Source organism: Streptomyces albus subsp. chlorinus (assembly GCF_013302895.1).
GTDB classification, from domain to species: Bacteria; Actinomycetota; Actinomycetes; order Streptomycetales; family Streptomycetaceae; genus Streptomyces; species Streptomyces chlorinus.
Genome location: NZ_VJOK01000001.1, coordinates 4,133,644 through 4,156,943 on the forward strand (window position 1 = coordinate 4,133,644; position 23,300 = coordinate 4,156,943).

Sequence of the window (23,300 nt, forward strand, 5' to 3'; positions counted from 1 at the left end):
AGACGACACCCCCAGGGTGATCCTGCTCCTCTCGACCTCCGACACGGACCTCCTCAGCGCCCGAGCGGCGAACACGGCATCGACGGCGTCAGCGGGGTCCACGGCCCCAGCGGCATTGACGGCCCCAGCGGCGACCACGGCCACCGCCACAACGGCGGCCACCGCCACAACGGCGGCCACGGGCTCAGCGGCGGCCACGGCCTCAGCGGTGCCGGCCGAGCCGGCGGAAGGCCCGGCCAGGGAAGCCGCGCCCCTCACCTACCGTTACGCCAACCCGAGCCGTCTTCCCGAGGACACCCTCGCCGAGGAACTCGACGCGCTGCTGGAGGGCGTCGACCTGGTCGTCGTCCGTCTGCTCGGCGGCATCCGGGCCTGGCAGCAGGGCATCGACCTGCTGCGCGCCGCGAACCTCCCGCTCGTCGTCCTGACCGGCGAACAGGCGCCGGACGCCCAGCTGATGGCGGCCTCGACGGTTCCCATCGGGGTGGCCGCCGAGGCGCACGCCTACCTCGCGCACGGCGGCCCCGCCAACCTCGTCGAGCTGGCCCGGTTCCTGTCCGACACGGTCCTGCTGACGGGACACGGCTTCGAACCCCCGGCCCCGGCCCCGTCCTGGGGCCACCTGGAGCGGACCCCGGGCCCGCACGCGGACGCGCTCCCGCCGGACGCGCCCACCGTCGCGGTCCTCTACTACCGGGCGCACCACATGAGCGGCAACACCGCCTTCGCCGCGTCGCTGTGCGAGGCGATCGAGGCGGCGGGCGGCAGGCCGCTCCCGCTCTACGTGGCCTCCCTCCGCACCCCCGAACCGGAACTCGTCGAGGAACTGCGCGCGGCGGACGTCCTGGTGACCACCGTCCTGGCGGCGGGCGGGGCGGGCGGCACGGCACCGGCCGCCGCGGGCGCGGGAGGCGACGACGAGGCGTGGGACGCGGGCGCTCTGACCCGGCTCGACGTCCCGGTCATCCAGGCGCTGTGCCTGACCGCGCCGCGCTCGGAGTGGGAGAACAACGACGAGGGCGTCACGCCCCTCGACGCCGCCAGCCAGATCGCGGTCCCCGAGTTCGACGGCCGCCTCATCACCGTCCCCTTCTCCTTCAAGGAGATCGACGCGGACGGGCTGCCCTCCTACGTCGCCGACCCGGAGCGTGCGGCGCGGGTCGCGGGCATCGCCGTACGGCACGCCCGGCTGCGGCACATCCCGGCGGCCGAGAAGCGGATCGCCCTCGTCCTGTCCGCGTATCCGACCAAGCACTCCCGGATCGGCAACGCCGTCGGCCTCGACACCCCGGCCAGCGCGATGGCGCTGCTGCGCCGCCTCGTCGCGGAGGGCTACGACTTCGGCCCGGCCGCGGACATCCCCGGCCTCACCGGTCCGGCCGCGGACTCCCACGGCTCGCACGACACCGGTGGCTCCCAGGCCCCCCGCGGCTCCCAGGCCCTCGACGGCTCCCACGAAATGGGCGGCTCCCACGAGACGGGCGGCTCCCACAAAACGCGGGTCTCCCGCGAATCTCACAACTCCCCCGACTCCCCCGACTCCCACGACGGGGACGCCCTCATCCGGGCGCTCATCGAGGCGGGCGGTCACGACCAGGACTGGCTCACCGAGGAGCAGCTGGCCAAGAACCCGGTCCGCATCCCGGCGGCCGACTACCGCCGTTGGTTCGCCACCCTCCCGCGGGAGCTCCGCGACGCGGTGGAGGAGCACTGGGGCCCGCCGCCCGGCGAGATGTTCGTGGACCGCACCCACAACCCCGAGGGCGACATCGTCCTGGCGGCGCTGCGCCGCGGCAACCTGCTGATCCTCATCCAGCCGCCGCGCGGCTTCGGCGAGAACCCGATCGCCATCTACCACGACCCGGACCTGCCGCCCTCGCACCACTACCTGGCGGCCTACCGCTGGATCGCCGCGCCGCGGGACGAGGGGGGCTTCGGCGCCGACGCGATGATCCACCTGGGCAAGCACGGCAACCTGGAGTGGCTGCCGGGCAAGAACGCGGGCCTGTCGGCGGCCTGCGCGCCCGACGCGGCGCTGGGGGACCTGCCCCTGGTCTACCCGTTCCTGGTCAACGACCCGGGCGAGGGCACCCAGGCCAAGCGCCGGGTGCACGCCACCCTCGTCGACCACCTGGTGCCGCCGATGGCCCGCGCCGACTCCTACGGCGACATCGCCCGCCTGGAACAACTCCTGGACGAGTACGCGCAGATCAGCTCGATGGACCCGGCCAAACTCCCGGCCATCCGCGCCCAGATCTGGACGCTCATCCAGGCCGCGAAGCTCGACCACGACCTGGGGCTTCAGGAGCGCCCGGACGACGAGGGCTTCGACGACTTCCTGCTCCACGTGGACGGCTGGCTGTGCGAGGTGAAGGACGCGCAGATCCGCGACGGACTGCACGTCCTGGGCACGGCACCGGCCGGTGAGGACCGGGTCAACCTGGTCCTGGCGATCCTGCGGGCCCGCCAGATCTGGGGCGGCAGCCACACCCTGCCCGGGCTCCGCGAAGCGCTGGGGCTGGACGAGTCGGCGGCCACCCGCACCGCCTCCGACGAGGCGGAGGCGCGGGCCCGCGCCCTGGTCGAGGCCATGGAGGAGGCGGACTGGGACCCGGAGGCGGTGTCCCGCATCGCGGCCGGCCACCCGTCCGAGGTCGCCCGCGTTCTCGACTTCGCCGCCCGCGAGGTCGTCCCCCGGCTGTCGGCCACCACCGCCGAACTCGACCACACCGTGCACGCGCTGGCGGGCGGGTTCGTCCCGGCCGGGCCCTCCGGGTCCCCGCTCCGCGGCCTGGTCAACGTCCTCCCGACGGGCCGGAACTTCTACTCCGTCGACCCCAAGGCCGTCCCCTCCCGCCTGGCCTGGGAGACGGGACAGGCCCTGGCCGACTCCCTCCTGGAGCGGTACCGCGCCGACAACGGCACCTGGCCCACCTCGGTCGGCCTCTCCCTGTGGGGCACCAGTGCCATGCGCACCGCCGGCGACGACATCGCGGAGGCCCTCGCACTGCTGGGCGTCCGCCCGGTGTGGGACGAGGCGTCGCGCCGCGTCACGGGCCTGGAGCCGGTCCCGCTCACCGAACTGGAGCGCCCGCGCATCGATGTCACCCTGCGTATCTCCGGCTTCTTCCGCGACGCCTTCCCGCACGCGGTCGCCCTGCTGGACGACGCGGTCCGGCTGGCCGCGTCCCTGGACGAGCCGGACGAACTCAACCACGTACGCGCCCACACCCGGGCCGACCTGGCCGAGCACGGTGACGAACGCCGCGCCACCACCCGCATCTTCGGCTCCCGCCCCGGCACCTACGGCGCGGGCCTCCTCCAGCTGATCGACTCCCGCGACTGGCGCACCGACGCCGACCTCGCCGAGGTCTACACCGTCTGGGGCGGCTACGCCTACGGCCGCGACCTCGACGGCCGCCCGGCCCGCGAGGAGATGGAGACCGCCTACAAGCGCATCGCCGTCGCCGCCAAGAACACCGACACCCGCGAGCACGACATCGCGGACTCCGACGACTACTTCCAGTACCACGGCGGCATGGTCGCCACCGTCCGCGCCCTGCGCGGCAGCGCGCCCGAGGCGTACATCGGCGACTCCACCCGCCCCGAGACGGTCCGCACCCGCACCCTGGTCGAGGAGACCTCCCGCGTCTTCCGGGCCCGCGTCGTCAACCCCAAGTGGATCGAGGCGATGCGCCGCCACGGCTACAAGGGCGCCTTCGAACTCGCCGCCACCGTCGACTACCTCTTCGGCTACGACGCCACCACCGGCGTCGTCGCCGACTGGATGTACGACAAGCTCACCGAGGCCTACGTCCTCGACGAGACCACCCGCACCTTCCTTCAGGAGTCCAACCCCTGGGCCCTCCACGGCATCGCGGAACGCCTCCTGGAAGCCGAGTCCCGCGGCATGTGGTCCAAACCCGACCCCGCAGCCCTCGACGCCCTCCGCGAGATCTACCTGGAAACGGAAGGCGAACTGGAACGGGACGAGTGAGCGGGAAACCGGGCCGGTGAGCCGGCCCGGAAAGCCGGGCCCGAAAACTGGGCCGGTGAGCCCGGAGCGGGAAACTGGGCCGGAAAGCCGGGCCCGCGAGGCCGTCCCACCGGCCCGCGGGTGCCATCGGGCCCGCAGACCCGCAGACCCACAGTCCTGTCGGCCCGCAGTCCTGTCCGCCCGCAGGCCCCGCGGACCGGCGGCCGGCTCCGCGGGCGCCTTCGTGCCCGCGGTCCCGCCGGAGGACCCGCGTCGGCTCACCTTCTGGCCCGCGCCCCCTGGAGGACGCGGGCCAGGTGCGGGCCCAGGTGGCGCTTGAGGTGGCGCAGGGTGCCTGACCGCTCGATCGCCCGGTCCACGCGGTAGTACAGCCGCGGCGGCACATGGGGGAGCAGCGGCGAGTGCCGTTGCCCCAGGAGCGCGAACATCTGCTCGGCGGGGAGTTGGACGTAGCGCGACAGGTTCTCGTACCACTGGGCGCTGTAGCGTGCCGCGCTCTGCGCGGGGAGGAGGGCCGACTTGCGGGCGCGCTCGTAGCGGGCGAAGGCGGCGGGCAACTCCGCTGCGCGCCCCGCCGTCCCGTCCAGCGCCTCGGCCAGGGCGAGCGCGTCCTCCAGCGCGAGGGTGGTGCCCGCGCCGATCGAATAGTGGGTGGTGTGTGCGGCGTCACCCAGCAGCACCGTGTTGCCCCGGTGCCAGGTCCGGTTGGTGACGGTGCGGAAGCGCTGCCACTGGGCGGGACGGTCCGGCTGGGCCCTGCCGATGAGCGGGTGCCCGTCCAGTGGCTTGGCGAACAGCCGCTCCAGCAGCTCCAGCGTCCCGGACTCGCCCAGCCGGTCCAGGCCGAGACCGGCCCAGGTGAGGGGGGAGCACTCCACCACGAACGTGGAGCGCTCCTCGCTGAACTTGTAGCCGTAGCACCAGATCCAGCCGTGCTCGGTCTCCTCGAAGGCGAAGGTGAACGCGTCGAACACCTTGCTGGTGCCGAGCCAGACGTACGTGTTGCGGCCGGGGACGACGTCGGTACCGAAGTGCTGGGCGTGGCGTGTGCGCAGTGTGCTGCCCGCCCCGTCCGCGGCCACCACGAGATCCGCCGCGCCCAGCGTGTCCGCCCCCACCTCGCGGCCGAACTCCACCCGGACCCCGAGGGAGCGGGCACGCTCCGCCAGGATCCCCAGCAGTTGCCGCCGCCCGATGCCGAACCCCGTGTCACCGCGGTGCGTGGTGGTCCGCCCGTGCACATGGGCGACCCCGTCGCTCCAGGGCGCCGACTGCCGCAGGATCTCGCGCGCCGAGACCTCGTCCGCGCCGCGCAGGGAGTCCAGCAGCCCGGCCCAGTAGGTGACCCCCCATCCGTAGGTCGAGCCCTCCGGGTTCCGCTCGTGGACGGTGATGTCGTGGGAGGCGTCCCGCAGCTTCATCAGGACGGAGAAGTACAACCCGGCGGGCCCGCCTCCCACACATGTGATCTTCATCTTTCCTCCCGGGGCGGCGGAGGGCACCGGAGAAGGGAAATGCCCACCTGGTCCTTTTTGTCCGTTCCGTGACGCAGGGTAGCAGCGCCCCGGGGACCGATCGATTCCCGCCCACCGCTTTCACCCCACGCCTCGGCCCCCCTGGTGCGGCCCCGGCCCTCCCCGGGCCGGACCCCGGCTCTCCCCGGTGCGGCCCCGGCCCTCCGCGAGCCGGGTTCCGGCCTTTCCGGGGGAGGCCCCGGGGCTCGGCGGGCCAGGTTCCGGCCTTTCCGGGTGCGGTCCCGGCCCACCGCGGGTCAGGTTCCGGCCCTCCCGGGTGCGGCCCCGGCCTTCCCGGACTGGGGCGGCCGCGTGGTCAGGGGGTGCGGAAGAGTGCCCAGGTGCCTCCGGGCGGCTGGGCACCCTGCACATGGGTGTTGATCTCACCCGTCCTCTTGTCGACGGTGACGGTGAACCACGCCTTCCAGTTCTTGGGCTCCCGGCACGGCCACCCCACCTTCGGCACACAGGTGCGGGTCTGGAAGCGCCCCTCGTAGCGGGCGTAGCGGTTCCACTGGTTCTCGCCGGTCTCCGTCGTGGTCAGCGAGTTCTGCTGGAGGACGATGCCCAGGTTACTCCCGGTCGCGTTCAGTTCGACGTCGGAGCTGGTCTTCCAGTCCTCCGGCGCCTTGTCCGGGCAGACCAGGACGTTCATGTCCCACTGCCCGTACCGGTAACGCCCCACGAGCGTGCCCGGGTACCAGGTGACCTGCTCGCGCTCACAGCGCGGAGCCGACGATGGTGCGGCGGAGGCCTGACCGGTGGTGACCCCGGCGGCGAGCAGCGCGCCCAAAAGAGCGCCCAGGGCGGACAAGCGGAGAATTCTCACGAGTGCTCCTTCGATGGCTGGGAACAGCGGGACAGCGCTACGGCGTCGTGTACAGGGACAGCCCGGGCGGCAGCATCGAGTGGGAGACCCGCTCCGTCCGCACCGCACCGGTGGCCTTGTCGACCGTCACCGTGAAGAAGACGTGCTCCCGGTACGTCCTGCCGCAGGGCCACTCCACGACCGGGATGCAGGACTTCACCACGAAACTGCCGTCGTACGTCGCCGACTTGGTCCGCGCGTCCTCGTCGGTCTGCAACACCTGCACCCTGGCGGAGTCGAGGAAGATCCCGTTGGACAGACCGACCTTGTTCGTCTCCCATGTCGCCCCCGACGCCCAGTCGGCCGGGTCCTGGGACGGGCAGGCGGTGACGCTGTAGTCCAGCGCGCCGTACCGCCACCGGGGCGGCGTCGAGTCCCCGGGGTAACGCTTGAGGTGCTCCGTCTTGCACGGTGCCTTCGCCTCCGCGGTGGGCGACGCGGCGGCCGACGACGCGGCGGCGGCCGGCAGCGCCGTCACCCCGCCCGCTCCGAGCGCGACGAGCGCGGCCAGGAGCGAGGGCACACATCTGATGCGCATGATGGCTGTCTCCCCTGTGATGAGTGGGTGTCCGACGCGCGTGCTCGGCGCCGGCGGGCCGACCCAGAGGGCCGGCAGTGAGGAAGGCCGCCGAGGTCGGCACCCGGTGACGCGCCCGGCTACGGGAGCGAGGCCACCGAACGTGGGACCACCGGAAGCGGGCTGCGGCTTGCGCCCCTCGGCCGGCACCAAGAGTCCGGGCACGCACCGGCGCCCCGCAACACCTGTCCCCTGTCCCGGACACCCCACCCCGTCCACCCAGCTCACCCGCCCCCGCCACCCCCGTCCAACCCCTGTCCCGGACAGCCCATATGCGGATGACCGAGCCCTGAATGGCCAACTGCCCAAAACCGGGGTCTGTGTGATGTGCGTGACCTGACGCGACAAACCGCCCGCCCGCCGTAGCGGCGGTCCTCCCCTTGCGAACTGAGGGCGTCTGCTTCCCGTGCCTGGGGCGCCGCTCCGGGCTACTCCACGCGAACGGCACCGACGGCACCCAGTACGAGGCATCGCCATGGGCGAATGGCCTCCCCCTCGACCGGAGCACCGACTGGCGCGACACTGCAACGGCGGCTGCTCGGCCGGCACACCCTTACCGACCCCCTCACCGATACCCACTGCCGCCGGACACGGACCCGGCGGTGGCATCGATCTGATCAAGCGGGGGCTGGCCCGGCTGTTGCGGAGCGCGGGAACGACGGAGGCAGTCGTGGGAGCACCGGACTGGGCCCCCGGGAGCCGCCCCGAACTCGCCTTCCCAAAGGACCCACGAAACCACTCAGGGGCCCGACCCGCGACGCGGATCAGGCCCCTGACCTGGTGTTTCTCTGTCGGGGTGGCGGGATTTGAACCCACGACCTCTTCGTCCCGAATGAGGTTCGGTGGGGGTTGCCACCGGCCGGATTGCTGTTTGGCCTGGTCAGAGCGTTGGGGTGGGATGGTCTCGGGTGGCCTCGAAGAGGGTTGGGGAGCGGATTGGCTCCCAGATGGCTCCCGAGGAGTTAGTCACCCGGACCCCACCATTGATGCCCACCACTTGGTGGGGCGCTCGGGATTCATCTCTACGAGGCTGAGACTGATCGACATGGCCGCCGTCATCGTACCGGCGGAGGCGTCGGCCATGCGGTCCCTTCCACTGCCGCGTCCAGGAGGTCGCCGAGCCGATGCCAGGCGCCCGGGCCGGCGTGGGACATGGGGCTCGCTGCGAACCGTTGCCACGCCGCGTCGCTATCTCCGAGCATCTCGGTTACGTAGGCGGCGACTGCGGGATGAGTGGTGTCGTAGCGCTGGCCGCGGGCCTTTAGTGCCGACCAGGCGGGCAGCAGCCGGAGCAGCTCCGTAGGGCACTCTGGCCGGGCCAGCATGATCTCGACCCAGCTTCGGCGCAGGTCGGGTCCTCCGCCAAGGCGCCTGCGCAGGTGCAGCGTGAGGTCAAGCAGTGCCTGCTGCGGGGCGGAGTGGCGAGTCAGTACGTCGTCGAAGGTGAGGGACTTTCGATAGGAGCGGGCGGCGAAGGAAAGCATGGCCTCCTCGACGAGCGTGTCGTTGCCCGTGTGCCGGTCCAGGTAGGCGACGAGAACGTCCTCGTCGGCGTCTGCGAGTTTCTTGAATCCGAGGTCTTGCGGGGCGCCGAGGGAAGCCGTGCGTCGACCAGGCAGGGCGGGGGCGGGATCGGTGACGAGCGGCATGATGGTGTTGATCTGTTCCTTGGTCCGCTGACTCTGCTCCCATGCGGAATGGCTGGGGGAATAGCCGTGCGTGCGGGACCAGGCCGACAGGGCCCGCCTGCTCTCCTGCACCACGAGACGTGCTTTCTGCCGCGCGTCATCAGGGATTTCGGGGAGGTGCAGGAGCATTGCCTGCAGCCAGCAGAGGTCGCGCACGGTCGGGTAGCGCGAATCGGTGTCGGGTTCCCAGAGGCGCAGGGCAGTGAGGGAGATGGCGGCGAACCGGGTGCTAAGGGCGGCGAGGAGGTCTTGGGGCGCCAGCCATTCCCGGGGGCGGCCGAAATGCTGAGCCTCGCCGGGGTTGAGGAGAAACCGCCAGGTTTGCTTGCCTGCCCGCTCCACCCAGGCGACAGCGGAGCGGCAGGCCATGGACTGGAGGTACCCCGACTGCATTTCCTCGTCGAGGAATCGCTCTACGTAATCCCGTTCCTCCTGCGACGAAGCCGACAGGTCGTCGGCGTAGCGCTCCCGCGCCTGCACAGGTGTCAGCCCGTCCCGGCAGGACCGGGAAATCCGAGTCACGAGGACCGCGCGCGCGAAGGACTCCAGGTCGCGCGTGGCGACTTCCTCCAACAAGGCGGGTTCTACGAGCCACGGCAAGGAGCCGAGAAGGTGCTCTCGCACCACGCGATCGGCGGCGGGGCGCTGCGCGGACCAGGCCAGCAGGCGTCGGTGATGCCTGGCCTGCGCACGGAGGACACCGGTCCACATGCTGTCCCAAGCGTCGGATGCGGCACGGTGGCGCTCCAACCACACCTCGACGTCCTCCTCGCCGTCATGCACGGCAGGCCCGCAGGGTAGGCAGTCGAGGGCTGCGACGAACACGTCCTCGTGCAGGTCGCTCTCACCGAGAACGACCTGGGCGGGCGTCGGAGCCGTCAGCAGCTCGGGGCCGGTGGTCACACCTGTTGGCGAGCGGCGGTGGAGCTCGGCAACTACGGCGCGGATGAGCGCTGCACCCCCCGCTCTCCTGCCGAGCACAGCGAGTTGCGCATCAGTGCACTCCTGCAAGTACTGCGCCCGGTGCTCGTCCGAGCAGGCCGCGTGGGACAGGGCCACACGGGTCAACTGCATGTGATCGGTCGTCGTATACGGTCGCGGTTCGCGCTTCAGATCGCTGTCAACCGCCATGGTCAACAGCCACTTGGGTGCGGATGGTGCGAGTGGTCCCGTGAGCAGTGCCATGAGCAGGCTGTCACGGTCCTGGCCATCCGGGGCCGTACGTATCGCCTCGACAGCCATGCGCGTGGGCGGGGAGTCGCCGGATGCCTGTGCGACGACGGTACGCAGGAAATCGAAAGGGAGGGATGTAGATGGTTCCGCCGAGGCCATCGGGCTCCATTCTCAAACACCGTGCCCTCACCTTCGGTCGGACCCACCCGGGCACGGTGGTGTACCAGGTGTGAACGTCAATCATGCCGAAAGGGACTGACAGCGTGGGCGGTTACGGACACGCTGCCCCGACAGAACTCCCAGGAACTCTCCGGGTGGATCGGTCGGGGATGTCGTCTCTATGCCTGGCGCGACAGGTCGTCCACCAAGAGATCGAGCGTGACCTCCTCATGGAGCGCGACGCCGAGAGCGGTCATGGCAGGGGCGAGACCCGGGTCCCAGACCGCGTTGACGGGCTGGCCGTCGAGCGGCAACTGAGGGATCCCCTCCGCCTGGCTTCGAGCGGCCAGGCGCTCGTAGTCCTCGGCGCCCATGCGCCATGGCTGGGCTCCGTAACGGCGGATGATCCGGTTCGCCAGAGCGATGCCCGGCCAGTCGAAATCGCCGTGGTACGCGAAGCGGCAGCCGGTGGTGGCGAGAGCGTCGAGGAGAGTGAGGACCACGGTGGCGGCGCTGCCGGACGTACACACCAAGGGCCGGACGCAGGCAGCGTCCGCCGCAGCTTCCACCACGCGCGGATTCTCACAGATGTGGACCACTTCTCCGGCAGTTAGTCGCAGCTGGAGGTCGTGAAGATCGCGCGGCGTGAGGTGGGCTTCGGCGTGGTGGTCGGTCCGCTCCCGCAGGGCCTGCTCCTGCCAGCCCCCACCGACGGGCCACAGCCCGTACGTCAGCACGGTGCTGGAGACTTCGTCCGGTGTGACGGAAACCAGACGCCACAGTGCGCGTCGGCCGGCCGCGTCGCCGGGGAACTCGGTGCCGTGGGCGAGGGCGATGCCGCGTTGGACGAGGCGTGCGAGCCAGGTGCCGTCGTCCAGGCCGTGTGCAGACCCGGTCGCCAGGACGGCGAGTTCTCCTCGGCCTCGGGTGCCACCCCGTTCCGGGCCGAGCAGTACGGTGAGGACCTGCACTGCTTGCTGAAGCGTGCGTACCGCCGTTTCGGGTGTCACTCCCCTCGGTACGCCGGTGCGGCGCAGCAGGTCGTACCACTGCCCGGTCCAGTCCTGTCCGGCGAGCGGAGAGGCGTCCAGCGCCGAGGCGAGCGACGACCAGACGTGCTCGCGCCGTGCCGCGATACCCGCGCGGACGGCACGGCGGTCGGTGAGCGGAGGGCCCAGTTCCTCCAGCACCTCTCTGAGACCGAGTCCGGCCGCCGAGGCGCGTAGCCGTGTGTCTAGGGTGTCGAGGCGCACAGTTACGGCAGCACCTGTGACGGGTTTGCCCAGCAGGAGCGACAGGTCGTTGCGTTCCTGGGCGCTCACCGAGGTCAGCCGGAGGGAGCCGGTCGCCTGCACGCCGTTGCTTTCCAGGCGCTTGCGTACGGCTTCCCAGAGCCTGGTCAGCCCGGGACCGGCCAGCCAGTCCCGTGTCGCCGCGGGCAGCTTGCTCATACGGACACCAGACGCCGGTGCCGGCCGTTCCAGGTGTAGTGCAGGGTGGCCACTCCGCGCACATGGGGATCGCGGAGGCACTCGTAGATGTGGAGGGACGGCACCTCCGGCCAGTTGCCCATGAGCCGTTCGCTGGTGAGGACGAAGTCGAGATCGAGATCGACGAGGATGCGTCCCAGCCTTCCGTGAGTGGGTTCGTCGACCTTGGCGAAGGCGTCGTCGAGCAGGATGAGCCGCGGGGCGTGGGGTGCCGACTCGGCGAGGCTGGTGAAGTGGGCGGCGGCTGCGGCGAAGAGCACGAGGTAGGAGAGCACTCGCTGCTCGCCCTGGCTGAGCCCGGTGCGGCCGGTCAGTTTCCGCCGCCGTCCCGGAGCGGCGTCCTCGACCACGAAGGTGTGGAAGCGGAACCAGTCGCGGTAGTCGAGAGCAGTCCGCAGGTGGGCGGCGTAACCGGCTGAGGGATCGGCCCGCCGGGCGTCCTCGATCCGGCGTTGCAGCACCTCGCGGAGCTGCTCGGTCTGTTCACGGGTGCGTAGGCTCGACGGACTGCGCAGCAGCTCCACGGCCGCCCGCACGTCCGCGTCGACGTCCTCGTCCAGCTTCCACAACAGCTCCACGCCGAGACCGTGAGAGGTGCGCACGGTCCGCAGGGTGTCGTTGAGTGCGGCGACCAGGTTCGCCGCGGTGATGACCTGGGCCGAGAGATGGTCGCCGAGCTCGCCGGTCAGGAATCGCTGGAACACCTCGCGTTCGCGTTCGGTGAGCCGTCCCCGGGCCTCTGCCGCCTGGACGGCGATCCGCTCGCCCACGGCCGCGACGTCGTGGGAACCGTGGTCGTCGATCAGGCGGCACACCTTGATGCCGTCGCGTTCCTCCAGTTGTGCGTCGTAACCGCCGGCCAGTTGGTCGCGCAGTTCGGTGTGCCGGTTGAGCAGGGTGCTGTCCGACACCTCGCCTTTCAGGCGGCCGAGGGCCTGCTGTACCGCGTCGGCCAGCGCCTGTAGCGCGCGCAGACGGCTGCGGACGTCCGAGCCGGGGTCGTCCGCCACGTCCTCGGGCGTTGCGGACCGGTCCAGCCCGGCGCCGTGCACCACCTCCGGCCGGCCGAGTGCGCCGCGAAGGGCGCCGCCGGTCGCGATGACCGCCGTCTCCTGCGCGGTCAGGGCCTCGCGCAGGCGCTTCTCCTCCTCTTCCGCGCGTACGCGCCGGTCGTGCAGATCGTTCCGGATACGTTGTGCCGCCGGGACGGCCTGGGCGGCGTGCGCGATGCGCTGTCTCGTTTCCTGCTCGCGGGCGAGGATCTCTTCTTCGGTCGCCCCGATGGCCTCCTCGCGGGTGCGCAAGTCCTGTTGTGCGGTACGCAGCCCGGTGAGGCGGAGCCGGTAGTTCTCCTCCGCGGCCAGGCGTTCTTCACGGGCGTGTTCGTATCGCTCGGCATCGGTGTGATGGGTGCCGAGCCGCTCGCCCGTGCTGCCGATCGCTCGGCGAAGATGCCCGATGCCGGTGAGAAGGGCGGCCAGCGCGGTGCGTACGCGTTCCAGCTCGGCGGGGACGCTAGGCAGGTCATTAGCGGTGGCGGTGGCGTCCGCCTCGGTGCGTGCGGCTACGGCGAGGGCGCGGGCCTCCTCGGCCAGCCGCGCCGCGCTGGTGGCCTTGGCGGTCAGGTCACGCAGCGTCCTCTCGTCCGACTCGGCTCTACTCCAGGCGTCGGCGAGACCGCGTGCCCGGGGGAAGTCCTGTTCCGCGAACCTGAGAGCCCGGCGCCGGGCGTCGGCCTCGGTGAGTTCGTGACGGGCGTCGGTCAGCCGCTGCTCCGTCTGCGTGAGCTGCTCCTCCAGCTCGGCCAGGATGCGCCGCCGGGTCTCGGCGCGTACGGCGGCTCCCACGTACTCGGCGTCGCTCTTGTGGTGCCGGCCGCTGAGGATGCCCAGACGCCAGCTTCCGTCATAGTGCACCGCGTCATGAGCGGTCGTTTCCTCGGCCGGTGCGAGCGCGATGGTGGCCAGCAGGTGTTCCACCTGCTCGGACGTGACCCCGCACCCCGGTTGTGGTGCCGGGCGCAGGGCCGAGGCGAGGGTCGGCCCGTCCGGCGCCGCGGAACCGGGACGCAGCAGAGTGTCACGGGTGCCGGAATTGACAAGGGCGCCGTCCGCGCCGACCCACGCGTCCAGGATTCCGCTGGCTTCCAGCGCTGCTTCCAGACCGGCCCGGTACGCGGGGCTCAGCCCATCCACGAAGTCCACCAGCCGGTAGAAGGGCGCCCCGGTGCCCGGTGTCCTTTCGGCAACGCGGTGGTAGGGGACCGGCGGCTCGGGATCAGTACGTCGCTCCCAGTCACGCTTCTGACTCGCCAGACGACCGAGTTCCTCGTCGAGCTGGCCGACGGTGAGGGCGAGGGCGTCGCGGCGTCCGGTGAGTTCCTCGCCGTACGGCTCCAGTGCGGCATGGGCGGCCTGCCACGCCTGGCCGTCGATGTCGGGCGGGAGCGTCCGGTCCGCGAACTGGGCATCGGCGGAGCTCTCGCAGGTGACCACTGCGTGGACGGCGTCCAGCGGCGGGCAGCCGGACCCGACGGCGGCCCGCGTGCGGGTGACCCACTCGGCGACCCGGCGGGCATAGGCACCGCTCTCCTCGGCGACCTTCTCGCGGCCGGCGTCGAGACGGTCGGCGGCCTCTTCCGCCTCGCTCTCCAGCCGTTCCCGCTCGGTGTCGGCCTGCTCCGCCCGGCTTCGGGCCTTCTCGGACTGCGCTGTGAGGCGCGTCACCTCCTGGACCATCCGGGTCCGGTTCTTCACGACCGTCTCGGCGTTTTCCAACTGCCCCTGCCAGGAGACCAGTCCGTCGTGCACCGCCGCCGTGTCCACACGGACGACCGACCGGTGCTGCACGATGTGCGTCTCCCCGTCCGGAGCGGTCAGCTCCGTCTCGTCGGCCTGGGAGCAGACCCTGCGGGGCAGGGCGACTGCCTCGCCGAGATGGCCGGTGGGAAGCCCGGCCTTCTCCGCCTGCGTCAGCAGTTCCTTGCGTTCGGTGCTCAGTTCGGCGAGTCGGCCGCCGAGGTGTTCGGCACCGTCGGCCAGCCGCTCAGCCGCGCCGTCCTCTGCGCTGTGTGCGTTGCTGAGGGCGGTGAAGGCGGCCACTGCGGCGGTGTGCAGTGCCTCGACCGTGGTGCGGCGTTCCGACAGTTCGCGCAGGCTGCGGTAGGCGTGGCTGGCGTGCAGGGCGGCGAGGTCGGTCCGGGCGGCTTCTTCCTCGTCGCGCAGGGTCTCCAGCCGGGCTTCCGCCTCCTCCTCCTGCGTCCTCAGCTCGCTGGTCCGTTGTGCGGCGTCTCCGGCCGCCCGGCGTCGCTGCGCGAGGACCTCCAGCTCCCCACTCACCGCCTGCGCGCGGGTGCGCAGGACTCCGGACAGGTATCCGCGGTAACTGATGAGGAAGGTACGCAGCGCCGTATCGGTGCGCTCCAGGCGGCCGAGTTCGTCGCGTACGGCGTCGAGGTCGTGGAGGTTGCGCGCGACCTTCTCGACCACGTCCTCGTCGAGTCCCGGCAGGGTCTCGCTCAGCAGGGAGGCGAGTCCTCCGTGCTCGATGCGGTCCCCGACGGTGGGCCGCCGCAGCCGGTGGAGGAGCTGGGTGAGGTTGCGGTAGCGGGTCGCGTCGGTGATGCCGAACAGTTCCCGGGCCACCCGCGAGCGGTGAACGACCGCGCGGTCGGTGACGTTGTCGGAGCCGACGATCTCCTTGAGCCGGTCGACCGGCAGGGGCCTTCCGCTCTCGACCAGGTGCAGGTCCTCACCGACGCGCAGCGGCGTGACGAAGAACGTCGGCAGCGCCTTCTGCGTCGACTTCGAGGCGCGGATGGCGGCGCCGAGGGTGAGGTGGCGATGGTCGCCGCCGTCGGGCGTGCCCCGGAACTCCACCCACAGGTAGCCGAGACGGTTGGTCTGCTCGAACCCGTCCAGCATCAGCCAGGCGAGAGTGGTCCGGCCGGTGCCCGTCGCGTCCAGCGCCCGTGAGTCGCCGTCCAGCAGATACGGGAGCAGCATTTCCAGGGCCTTGGACTTGCCCGCGCCGTTCTTGCCGCGCAGGAGCAGCCGTCCGTCACCGAAGGCGAACTCCTGCTCGTCGTACTGCCACACATTCTGGATGCCCGCCCGGTGCAGCCGGAAGCGGGTGCCGGCGGTGGTCGTGGGGCCGGAACGCGGCAGCGGGACGAGGCCACGCGCATCGGTGGTCACAACGGCAACTCCTCTTGAACATTTGTGCCCTTGCCGGCTGCGGTGGCCGGGCGCACGGTCACGTGGGTGGCGTAGCGTGCCGCCGCGGCCAGCAGCACCCAGCCGTCACCGCCGGGACGTACCCCGCGGACATCGGTCACGGTGCGCCCCTCCGGTGCTTCATCGGCGTACCCCTCCGGCAGGCCATAGCCCTCGGCACGCAGTCGGCCGGTCCGGGCCATGAGCCGCATGCGGGCCAGCAGGTCCAGCACGGCCTCCCGCAGGGCGCGGATGTCTTCCAGGTAGTCACGCTGCCAGTTGCTGCGCTGTCCGTACTCGGCAACCAGTTCGGCCAGCAACTCGTCCACCAGACCGTCCGGAACAGCCACGCCGATGACGAGCGTCCCTCCGGTCGCCGGGTGCCCGGGCTCCTGCGGCCGAAGGCGCTCCACGAGCCGTTCCACCAGCAGCAGCGCGGCCTGCGCGACCGTCCCGGTGCCGGGCAGATGCAGGTCCGTCAGCTCGTCCTCTGGATCCACCAGCGCCACTCCCTCGGCGCGGATCTCCATCTCCAGGCCCAGAAGTTCGGAGAACGCCTGCGCTTCGCGGCGCTGCCGGGTGCGCAACCAGTCGCGTTCGGCGTCGGTCAGCTCGTCCAGGTAGACGACGGGTGTCTCGACGAGCATCCGGCGCACATAGGTGCGAGGACCGCCGAACCCCGGGTCCGCTGCCCGCCGGACCAGGTCGGCGCCATCACGGGCCTGGGCGAGCGGGCCGGCGACGACGACACGGGCCAGCTCGCGGTCCACTGTGATCAAAGCTTCTCCGCCCGCATCCTGTGCGAGAGCGGCCACATGGCCCTCGGTCTCGATGAGGACGCCCCACCCGACCAGCAGGCGCAGAGCTGCTACCAAGGTCCGTTTCCCGGCAGCCCTACCTGTCTCGTCCAGCTCGATCTCCGCGTCGGCCGCGGCGGCCCTGATGTCGGCCACCAGCTGTGACAGCAGCAGTTGTTCGGGCGCGGTCACCAGCACGGACAGGGCCAGCGCGAGGCAGGCGTAGGTGTGCGGGGTGAAGGGGGTGCCGGTGGAGCGTTCCAGTCGGTGTCCCGCGCGTGCTCCCAGCCCCGCCTTGAAGAGCCGGGCGTAGGAGCTGTCGACCAGCAGGCGGTAGCCGAGCACCTGCTGGAACCGTTTGCCCAGCCAGTCGGCGTGCCTGCGGATCAGCGGGAAGAGGTCTGCGTGCGGGCCGTCCGAGGTGACCAGCGGATGTGCGAGCAGCAGCCGGGCGGCGCTGCGGCGCTCGGCGGCCAGGGCCACGTCGTGTGTCGAAGGGAGGGTCATGACACGCTCACCTCCGCATCGCCGTCGGCCGCGTCGGAGGAGGTGCGGCCGACGTCCAGCTCAAGGTCGTCCAGCAGCAGGTCGCCGTCGACCGAGTGCAAGACGCACCGGGCGCCTGCCGTGCGTCGCACGGTGAGCCGGATGTCCAGCTCGGCGTCCTGGCTGTGTGCCTGGTCGAGGTCGAATTCCGTCGCGCCCGCCCCGTCCGTGCCGGCGCGACGCCTCAGCTGCGCGTTCCCGAGTGCGGTGGCCAGCAGCTCCAGAAGCAGACCGAGCGCAGCCGAGGTGAGGCGCACCTCGGCGAACCGGCCTGAGGCGCTGCGCAGTTCGTCCGCCGCCGCTGCCCTGGCCGCCGCCCGCTCACGGGCTTCATCCCGCAGCCGCCGCTTCTGCGCGGAGTGGTCCTCCACCGCGGACGTCCGGCCCCGCTGGGCGCGGCTGCCCCTTTCTCGCAGGGCCACCGGCACCTCGACCACCGGCCCGGTCCACCAGCTCGTGTAGGCGGGCACCACCTCGTCGGTGGCCGGGGGTATGCCCAGATGACGGGCGCCGTACAGCCCGAAGGCGGCGACGGCGATGTCGTGCGCATCCTGCGGCGCCGCTTCCTCGAACCACCGGGCCAGCCGCAGCAGGTCCTTGCGCCGGGACATCTCCCCGGTGGCCGACCGCAGCATCCGCTTGGCATTGGCGAGCAGCGACTGCAACGCGCGCAGCGTGGCATCCCGCAGCTGATCGACCTGACTGCCCTGCCCGTCGGTGTCGCTGAACCAGCCGCGCAGGCCCTCCCAGTCCGCGAACTCGCGCCCACGGCTGCGCTGCACCCGCGTCTCCAGCCGGCCGTCGCCCTGCGGGGACAGCCCGGTGAGGCCCTGGGCATGGGCGTCCAGCCGGGCGAGCAGACCCGGGACATGTGGCCACAGTGTGTCCAGTGCCGCCGAGATCCGGGGTGCGCGGAACGCCACGTCTTCAGTGATCGCCTCGACGTAGTCGAGGAGCAGCTCCTTGAAGCCCTGGTACTCGGCGCTGTCGAGGTCGTACCGGGCCAGAACCTGGCCAAGGTAGGCGTAGAAGTCCCGGATGGAATCCGCGAACTCGGTGAACTGCACGAACAGCGTGCTGACCCGCTCCAGCCCGTCCTGCGGTTCGATGCTGCCAGGCGCGGTCACGAGTTCGGCCAGCTCCCTGAGCCCGCGCTCGACCAGGGCGAGCAGCTCGTTGCTCACCTCCCGGGCGGCGTCCGCCTCAGCCAGGACACCGTCGGCGTCCCGCTGGATGCGTTCGCCCAGCTTCGACAACTGGTAGCGCGCGCGGGACCGCTGGTACTCGCTGATACTGGACGCCTTCACCGTGTGGGTGCTGCGCAGCAGGTTGCCCCACTTCACCAGCCGTTCCAGTCGGTCGGTGAGGGTGTCGGCATCGAGCCCGGCGGCGGGGCCGTCGGCCTGGCGCAGCTTCGCCAGGACATCCGGTGCAGCCAAGTCCGCCAGCAGGGTCCCGCAGAACACCCGCATGATCGCCAGGTACTCCAGCCGCTCGGAGGTGCTGAGGTAGGTGTAGGCGTCCAGCCGGCGGCGCGCCTCGCTATGGGCGTTTTGCGCAGCCTGATCCTGCGGTACGGCGTCCCGCGCGGCCCCGGATGCGGGTGGCTCCATGCCTGCGAGGTTACGCGGCGCGTCCGCCTGCTAGCGGCGGGTGGCTGAAAATGTCCCGATTCTCGCCCGGCCGAGGCTCTGCTCCCCCCTCCCCGCCCAAGGCTCTACTCCGGTCCACAAACTGGTTTCGGCCGCTCCCTCTCGCGATAGGCTCGACCAGGCACTTTTGCATCGTGTCCGTGAGGAAAGCCTGGGGAGGCGGGACGGTGACAGATCGGTCAGGTGCGTCGGAACCGAGGCCGGGCGTACCCAAGCCCGGCCCGCCGCGCCCGGCCCGGCAGTGGTTCCAGGAGCGTCCCTCGCCGTATCCGTGGGAGCAGGACGCGCTGGACCATGTGCGGGGGCTCATGCCGCAGGCCGAGCCGTTCCGCGCCTGGGCCACGTTCTCCTTCACCGCGATGTCCGGCCGCGTCAACGAGTGCGATCTGCTGGTCGCCGTTCCTGCCGGACTCTTTCTCATCGAGATCAAGGGGCATCCGGGACAGCTCCGCAACACCGGGTCGACCTGGAACTTCCAGGGATCCGACCGCATGCGGACCATCAACAACCCGCTGCACCTGACCGACCTGAAGTCGAAGGAGCTGAAGAGCCAGCTCCAGTGGGCGGCCCGCAAGCTGGGCCTGTCCGAGCGGGTGGTCCCGCGCGTCGAGCCCGCCGTGTTCCTGTCGTCGCCCGACCTGGAAAGCCATCTGGACGAGGTCCAGCAGATCAAGGTCTACGGGCGGGACGACGGCGGCAGCGGTCTGAAGCGGATCTGGCAGGACTTCCTCGGCCTGCCCCCCGACCGTCCCGACCGGCGTATCACGCCGGAGTTCTCGCGGCACACCCTGCCGCAGCTGCTCAAGACGATCGGGATCCGCCAGTCCACCGCCCACCTCCGCTTCGGTGACGCCTGGAAGATGGAGCCGCATCCGCTGGATGCCGGACCCTCCTGGGAGGACCGGCTGGCCGTCCGGGACGACGGCCTCGTCCAGGAGGAGGGCCGGGTCCGCATCTACCTGGTGAGCCAGAAGGCGACGGAGGCGGCCCGCCGAGCCACCGAGCGCGCCGCGCGCCGCGAGTACCAAGTGCTGCAGGGCATCACCCACCGCGGCATCGTCGACGCCCTCGATTTCCGCGAGCACCAGGGCGGACCGGCGATCCTCTTCCGTCACCGGCACGGCGATCTCCGCCTCGACCAGTACCTGGACACCTACGGCGGCAGGCTCACGCCCGAGATCCGCCTGGACCTCGTCCGGCAGCTCGCCGAGGCGGTCCGCTACGCGCACAACCGCTCCCTCTACCACCGGGCGCTCGCGGCCCGCTCCGTCTATGTGTCGTTCCGGGCCGACGGGGCGGCTCCCGAGCTGCGGATCACCGACTGGCAGACCGCGGCGCGGGACTTCGACAGCAATGCCACCTTCTTCCGTTCCATCGGCGGCTCCGCCCTCGACGCCGCCCTGATCGAGGACGCGGCCCGCGTCTATCTCGCCCCCGAGTCGGACCAGCCGTACGCCGACCCTGCTGACCTGGACATCTTCGGTCTCGGCGCGGTCGCCTACCTGATCCTCACCGGCCGCCCGCCGGCCACCCAGCGCAGCGACCTGGCCGAACGGCTCCGTAGTGACGGCGGCCTGCGCCTGTTCGCGGTGACCGACGGCCTGCCCGACGTTCTCGACGACCTGGTCTTCGGGGCCACCCGCGCCGACGTCAACGAGCGGCTCGGCTCGGCCGAGGCGTTCCTGGACCTGCTGGACGAGGCGGAACGCGCCAGCATCCTCCCCGACTCACCGGCGGCGGCCTGCGTCGACCCGCTCGAAGCGGCGCCCGGCCAATCGCTGGACGCCGAGTGGACGGTACGCCGGGTCCTCGGCACCGGCGCCACCGCCCGCGCCCTGCTCGTGGAGCGGGCCACCGAGGACGAGGACGGCCGCACCCAGCTCGACGAGCACGTCTTCAAGGTCGCCCTCGACGAGGAGAAGGCGGGGCGGCTGCGCGCCGAGGAACGGGCCCTGCGCAAGGTCGGCGGCGGCTCCGTCGTCCAGCTGCGCGGCGAGGGGCTGCGGGAGCTCGGCGGGCGGACCGTCCTGGAGCTGGAGTACGCCGGTGAGCAGTCGCTCGGCGAGCGACTGCGCGGCAAGGGGCGGCTCACCTACCACGAGCTGGAGCGTTTCGCGGACGACCTGTTCCACGCCCTGGACCAGCTCGCCGCGCAGGGCGTGCGCCACCGCGACATCAAACCGGACAACTTCGGCATCCAGCGCCGCAAGGACCGCACCTGGCAGCTCAAGCTGTTCGACTTCTCCCTGACGGACGCCTCCGACCGGGACGTGAAGGCGGGCACGCGCGGCTACCTCGACCCGTTCCTCGGCTCGATGCGCCGCGCCCACTACGACGACCACGCGGAGCGGTACGCCGCCGCCGTCACCCTCCACGAGATGGCGAGCGGCGAGCGCCCGCTGTGGGGTGAGGGACAGCTCGACCCGCTGACCAACGAGTCGGCCGAACTCCACGTCGCCACCGAGCTGTTCGAGCCCGCGCTGCGCGATGGACTCACCGCTTTCTTCCAGCGCGCGCTGCATCGCGACAGCGAGCAGCGCTTCGACACGCTGCGGCAGATGTGGGACGCCTGGCGGGCGGTGTTCCGGGCGGCCGACGCCACCGCGCCCGCCACGACCCCCTCCACTGTGGGCACCTCGTCCGACGACCCGGAGGAGGCCCGCGACCGGGCCGCCGCGGCGGCCGAACTGACGACGCCGCTGGACGCCGCCGGCCTGTCCCCGCGTGCCGTGTCGGTGGCCGGCGGACTCGGCGCGACGACCGTCGGGGAGCTGCTGGACATCCAGCCGTACGCCATCTCCAAGGCACGCGGTGCGGGCGCCCTCGTCCGCAAGGAACTCAACCGGCGCCGCAAGCAGTGGGCCACCGCGCTGCGCCCGGCGGCGCCGTACGCGCCCCGCAGGCAGGCGCCGGACGACACCGACCGCAAGCACTCCGCCCCCGGCGACGGCGAGCCCCGCATCCTGTCGATAGACGACATGGCCGCGCTCCTCGCCCCCGAGCCTGGCCGCAGGGGCTCCCACCGTGCCGACGTCGTACGCCTCACCCTCGGCCTGCCACCGGACGACGGCGGACTCTCCCCGCTCGGCGCCTGGCCCGTGCAGGCCCGGATCGCCGACCACCTGGGCATCAAGCAGACCTCCGTCTCCCGGCATCACCGCATCGAGATCAGGAGGTGGGCTGAGGCGGACTGGCTGGAGCCGGTCCGCACCGAGCTGACCGAGATCCTCCAGTCCGTCGGCCGGGTGATGACCGCCGACGAGGCCGCGGCCGAACTCCGGGCTCGCCACGGCGCCGGATCGGACACGCCCGAGCGGACACTCGCCAGGTCCCTGGCCGTCGTCCGCGCCGCCGCCGACGCGGAGACCACCGAACGCCCCGACGACGACCCCGCCGGGCAGCACGAGCCCCGGTTCGCCGTGCACCGGCGCGGCGAGACGGTCCTGCTCGCCGCCGAGTCCCTGCCCGGCTCGGACGACCCCAGCCCGCGGGAGCTGGCGGACTACGCGGCGCTCCTCGGCCAGGCCGCCGAACGACTGGCACGGCAGGACCCGCTGCCCGGCAGCGGCGAGGTCCTGCGTGTCCTGCGCGCCGTGCCCGCCCCTGACGGGCTGGCCCCACTCGCCGACACCCGCCTGGTGTCCCTGGCCGCCGCGACGGCCCCCGGCGTCGCGGCCACCCCCCGGCTCGAGCTGTACCCGCGTGACCTGAGCCTGGAGCGGGCGCTGCGCATCTCCCAGGCGGGCGCGGGCGTCCGCCGCGACCGGGGGATCACCGTCGCCGAGCTGGTGGCCCGCCTGCGCACCCGCTTCCCGGGCTTGCAGCTGGTGTCGGGCTCCCGTGAACCCACCCACGTGGAGCTGCTGGACGCCCTCGACGGGGCGCGTTTCGACCTCGTGTACGACGACGAGGCGGAGAAGTTTGTCCCCCGGGCGCCGGAGTCGACGGGCACCTGGAGCTCCACCGGCGCCCTCACCAGCTACCAGCCGCCCACCCCGGTCACCCGGGCCGACCGGGAGGACCCGCACGGCCCGCTGCGGGAGCGGCTCACCGCCGTGGCGGAGCGGGGCGGTTTCCTCGCCCTCACGGTGAAGCCGAACGCGTTCGCAGGAGCGGCTCGGACCGTGGCAGCCGCCTTCCCGGTCGAGGCGGTCGATCTGTCGGACGTGTTCCTCACCGCCTTCCGCGCCCTGGCCGCGGAGAAGGGCCAGGACTGGCAGAAGGTCCTGCGCGCCGACAGCCTCTCCACCCCCGGCAGCATCAAGCCGGGGCTGGCGTCCTTCGTCCGGGTGGTCTGGCAGCGCGTGGAGGAGGCGGTCCTCGCCCGCGCCGACACGCCGCGCACCGTGCTGTTCGTCCACGACGCCGGCCTGGTCGCCCGCTACTGGGACGAGGGCGGCCACGCCTTTCTCGTCCGGCTCCAGAACGCGGCCCGCCGCCCCGCCGACCCGCCGCACGGCCTGTGGCTGCTGTGCACGGTCGAGACACGCGCGCAGGAGCCGAAGCTGGACGGCCGGACGGTGGAGGTCATCGGCGGCGACGGCGAACGGGCGCAGCTGGACGCGGAGTTCCTGGACTCGCTGCGGGTGCCGACTGCCGCCGGCTGACGCGACGGGTCCGGACCG

General features: G+C 71.8%; 9 protein-coding genes and 1 pseudogene. 2 read left to right on the top strand and 8 right to left on the bottom strand.

Translation table 11 applies throughout. From position 1 onward, the window contains the following. Positions 1-259: 259 nt before the first annotated feature. Positions 260-3,997: pseudogene (cobN, locus tag FM076_RS18080) on the top strand (cobaltochelatase subunit CobN); the annotation flags it as partial. A gap of 257 nt (positions 3,998-4,254) precedes the next feature. Here cobN and FM076_RS18085 read toward each other — a convergent pair. The 8 genes from FM076_RS18085 to FM076_RS18120 all read right to left on the bottom strand — a co-directional run bounded on the left by FM076_RS18085 (position 4,255) and on the right by FM076_RS18120 (position 18,636). Beyond that, positions 4,255-5,472 carry an FAD-dependent monooxygenase gene (locus FM076_RS18085; protein WP_173871998.1) on the bottom strand — a complete coding sequence of 406 codons (1,218 nt, stop codon included), beginning with the start codon at positions 5,470-5,472 and terminating at the stop codon, positions 4,255-4,257. A 355-nt stretch (positions 5,473-5,827) separates the two neighbouring features. Next, a complete protein-coding gene (locus FM076_RS18090) occupies positions 5,828-6,340 on the bottom strand; it encodes a hypothetical protein (protein ID WP_173872000.1) in 513 nt (170 codons plus the stop codon). 37 nt (positions 6,341-6,377) lie between these two features. Beyond that, positions 6,378-6,917, bottom strand: coding sequence for a hypothetical protein (locus tag FM076_RS18095; protein WP_173872002.1), 540 nt, complete (start codon positions 6,915-6,917; stop codon positions 6,378-6,380). A gap of 1,094 nt (positions 6,918-8,011) precedes the next feature. Next, complete coding sequence (locus tag FM076_RS18100) at positions 8,012-9,829, bottom strand: hypothetical protein (RefSeq protein WP_173872004.1); 1,818 nt, start codon at positions 9,827-9,829, stop codon at positions 8,012-8,014. Between the two features lie 326 nt (positions 9,830-10,155). Continuing rightward, the gene (locus tag FM076_RS18105; RefSeq protein ID WP_173872006.1) at positions 10,156-11,427 is read right to left on the bottom strand and encodes a TIGR02679 family protein; all 1,272 of its coding nucleotides are present in this window, start codon (positions 11,425-11,427) and stop codon (positions 10,156-10,158) included. After that, positions 11,424-15,662, bottom strand: a complete 4,239-nt coding sequence (locus FM076_RS18110; protein WP_173872008.1) for a TIGR02680 family protein — start codon at positions 15,660-15,662, stop codon at positions 11,424-11,426. The genes FM076_RS18105 and FM076_RS18110 overlap by 4 nt, the downstream gene beginning before the upstream one ends. Next, the gene (locus tag FM076_RS18115) at positions 15,659-16,984 is read right to left on the bottom strand and encodes a TIGR02678 family protein (RefSeq protein ID WP_173872010.1); all 1,326 of its coding nucleotides are present in this window, start codon (positions 16,982-16,984) and stop codon (positions 15,659-15,661) included. Before FM076_RS18115 ends, FM076_RS18110 begins: the two co-directional genes overlap by 4 nt. Next, a complete protein-coding gene (locus FM076_RS18120) occupies positions 16,981-18,636 on the bottom strand; it encodes a TIGR02677 family protein (RefSeq protein ID WP_173872012.1) in 1,656 nt (551 codons plus the stop codon). The genes FM076_RS18115 and FM076_RS18120 overlap by 4 nt, the downstream gene beginning before the upstream one ends. Positions 18,637-18,842: 206 nt before the next feature. On the opposite strand from FM076_RS18120, the gene pglW reads away from it, so the two are divergent. Continuing rightward, complete coding sequence (pglW, locus tag FM076_RS18125; RefSeq protein WP_345945076.1) at positions 18,843-23,282, top strand: BREX system serine/threonine kinase PglW; 4,440 nt, start codon at positions 18,843-18,845, stop codon at positions 23,280-23,282. Positions 23,283-23,300: the final 18 nt, after the last annotated feature.

What these genes read in the sequence shown, in the direction of transcription:
- FM076_RS18085 (WP_173871998.1), bottom strand. Translation starts at nt 5,472, where the DNA reads ATGAAGATCACATGTGTGGGAGGCGGGCCCGCCGGGTTGTACTTCTCC.
- FM076_RS18100 (WP_173872004.1), bottom strand. Translation starts at nt 9,829, where the DNA reads ATGGCACTGCTCACGGGACCACTCGCACCATCCGCACCCAAGTGGCTG.
- FM076_RS18120 (WP_173872012.1), bottom strand. Translation starts at nt 18,636, where the DNA reads ATGGAGCCACCCGCATCCGGGGCCGCGCGGGACGCCGTACCGCAGGAT.
- FM076_RS18095 (WP_173872002.1), bottom strand. Translation starts at nt 6,917, where the DNA reads ATGCGCATCAGATGTGTGCCCTCGCTCCTGGCCGCGCTCGTCGCGCTC.
- FM076_RS18105 (WP_173872006.1), bottom strand. Translation starts at nt 11,427, where the DNA reads ATGAGCAAGCTGCCCGCGGCGACACGGGACTGGCTGGCCGGTCCCGGG.
- FM076_RS18115 (WP_173872010.1), bottom strand. Translation starts at nt 16,984, where the DNA reads ATGACCCTCCCTTCGACACACGACGTGGCCCTGGCCGCCGAGCGCCGC.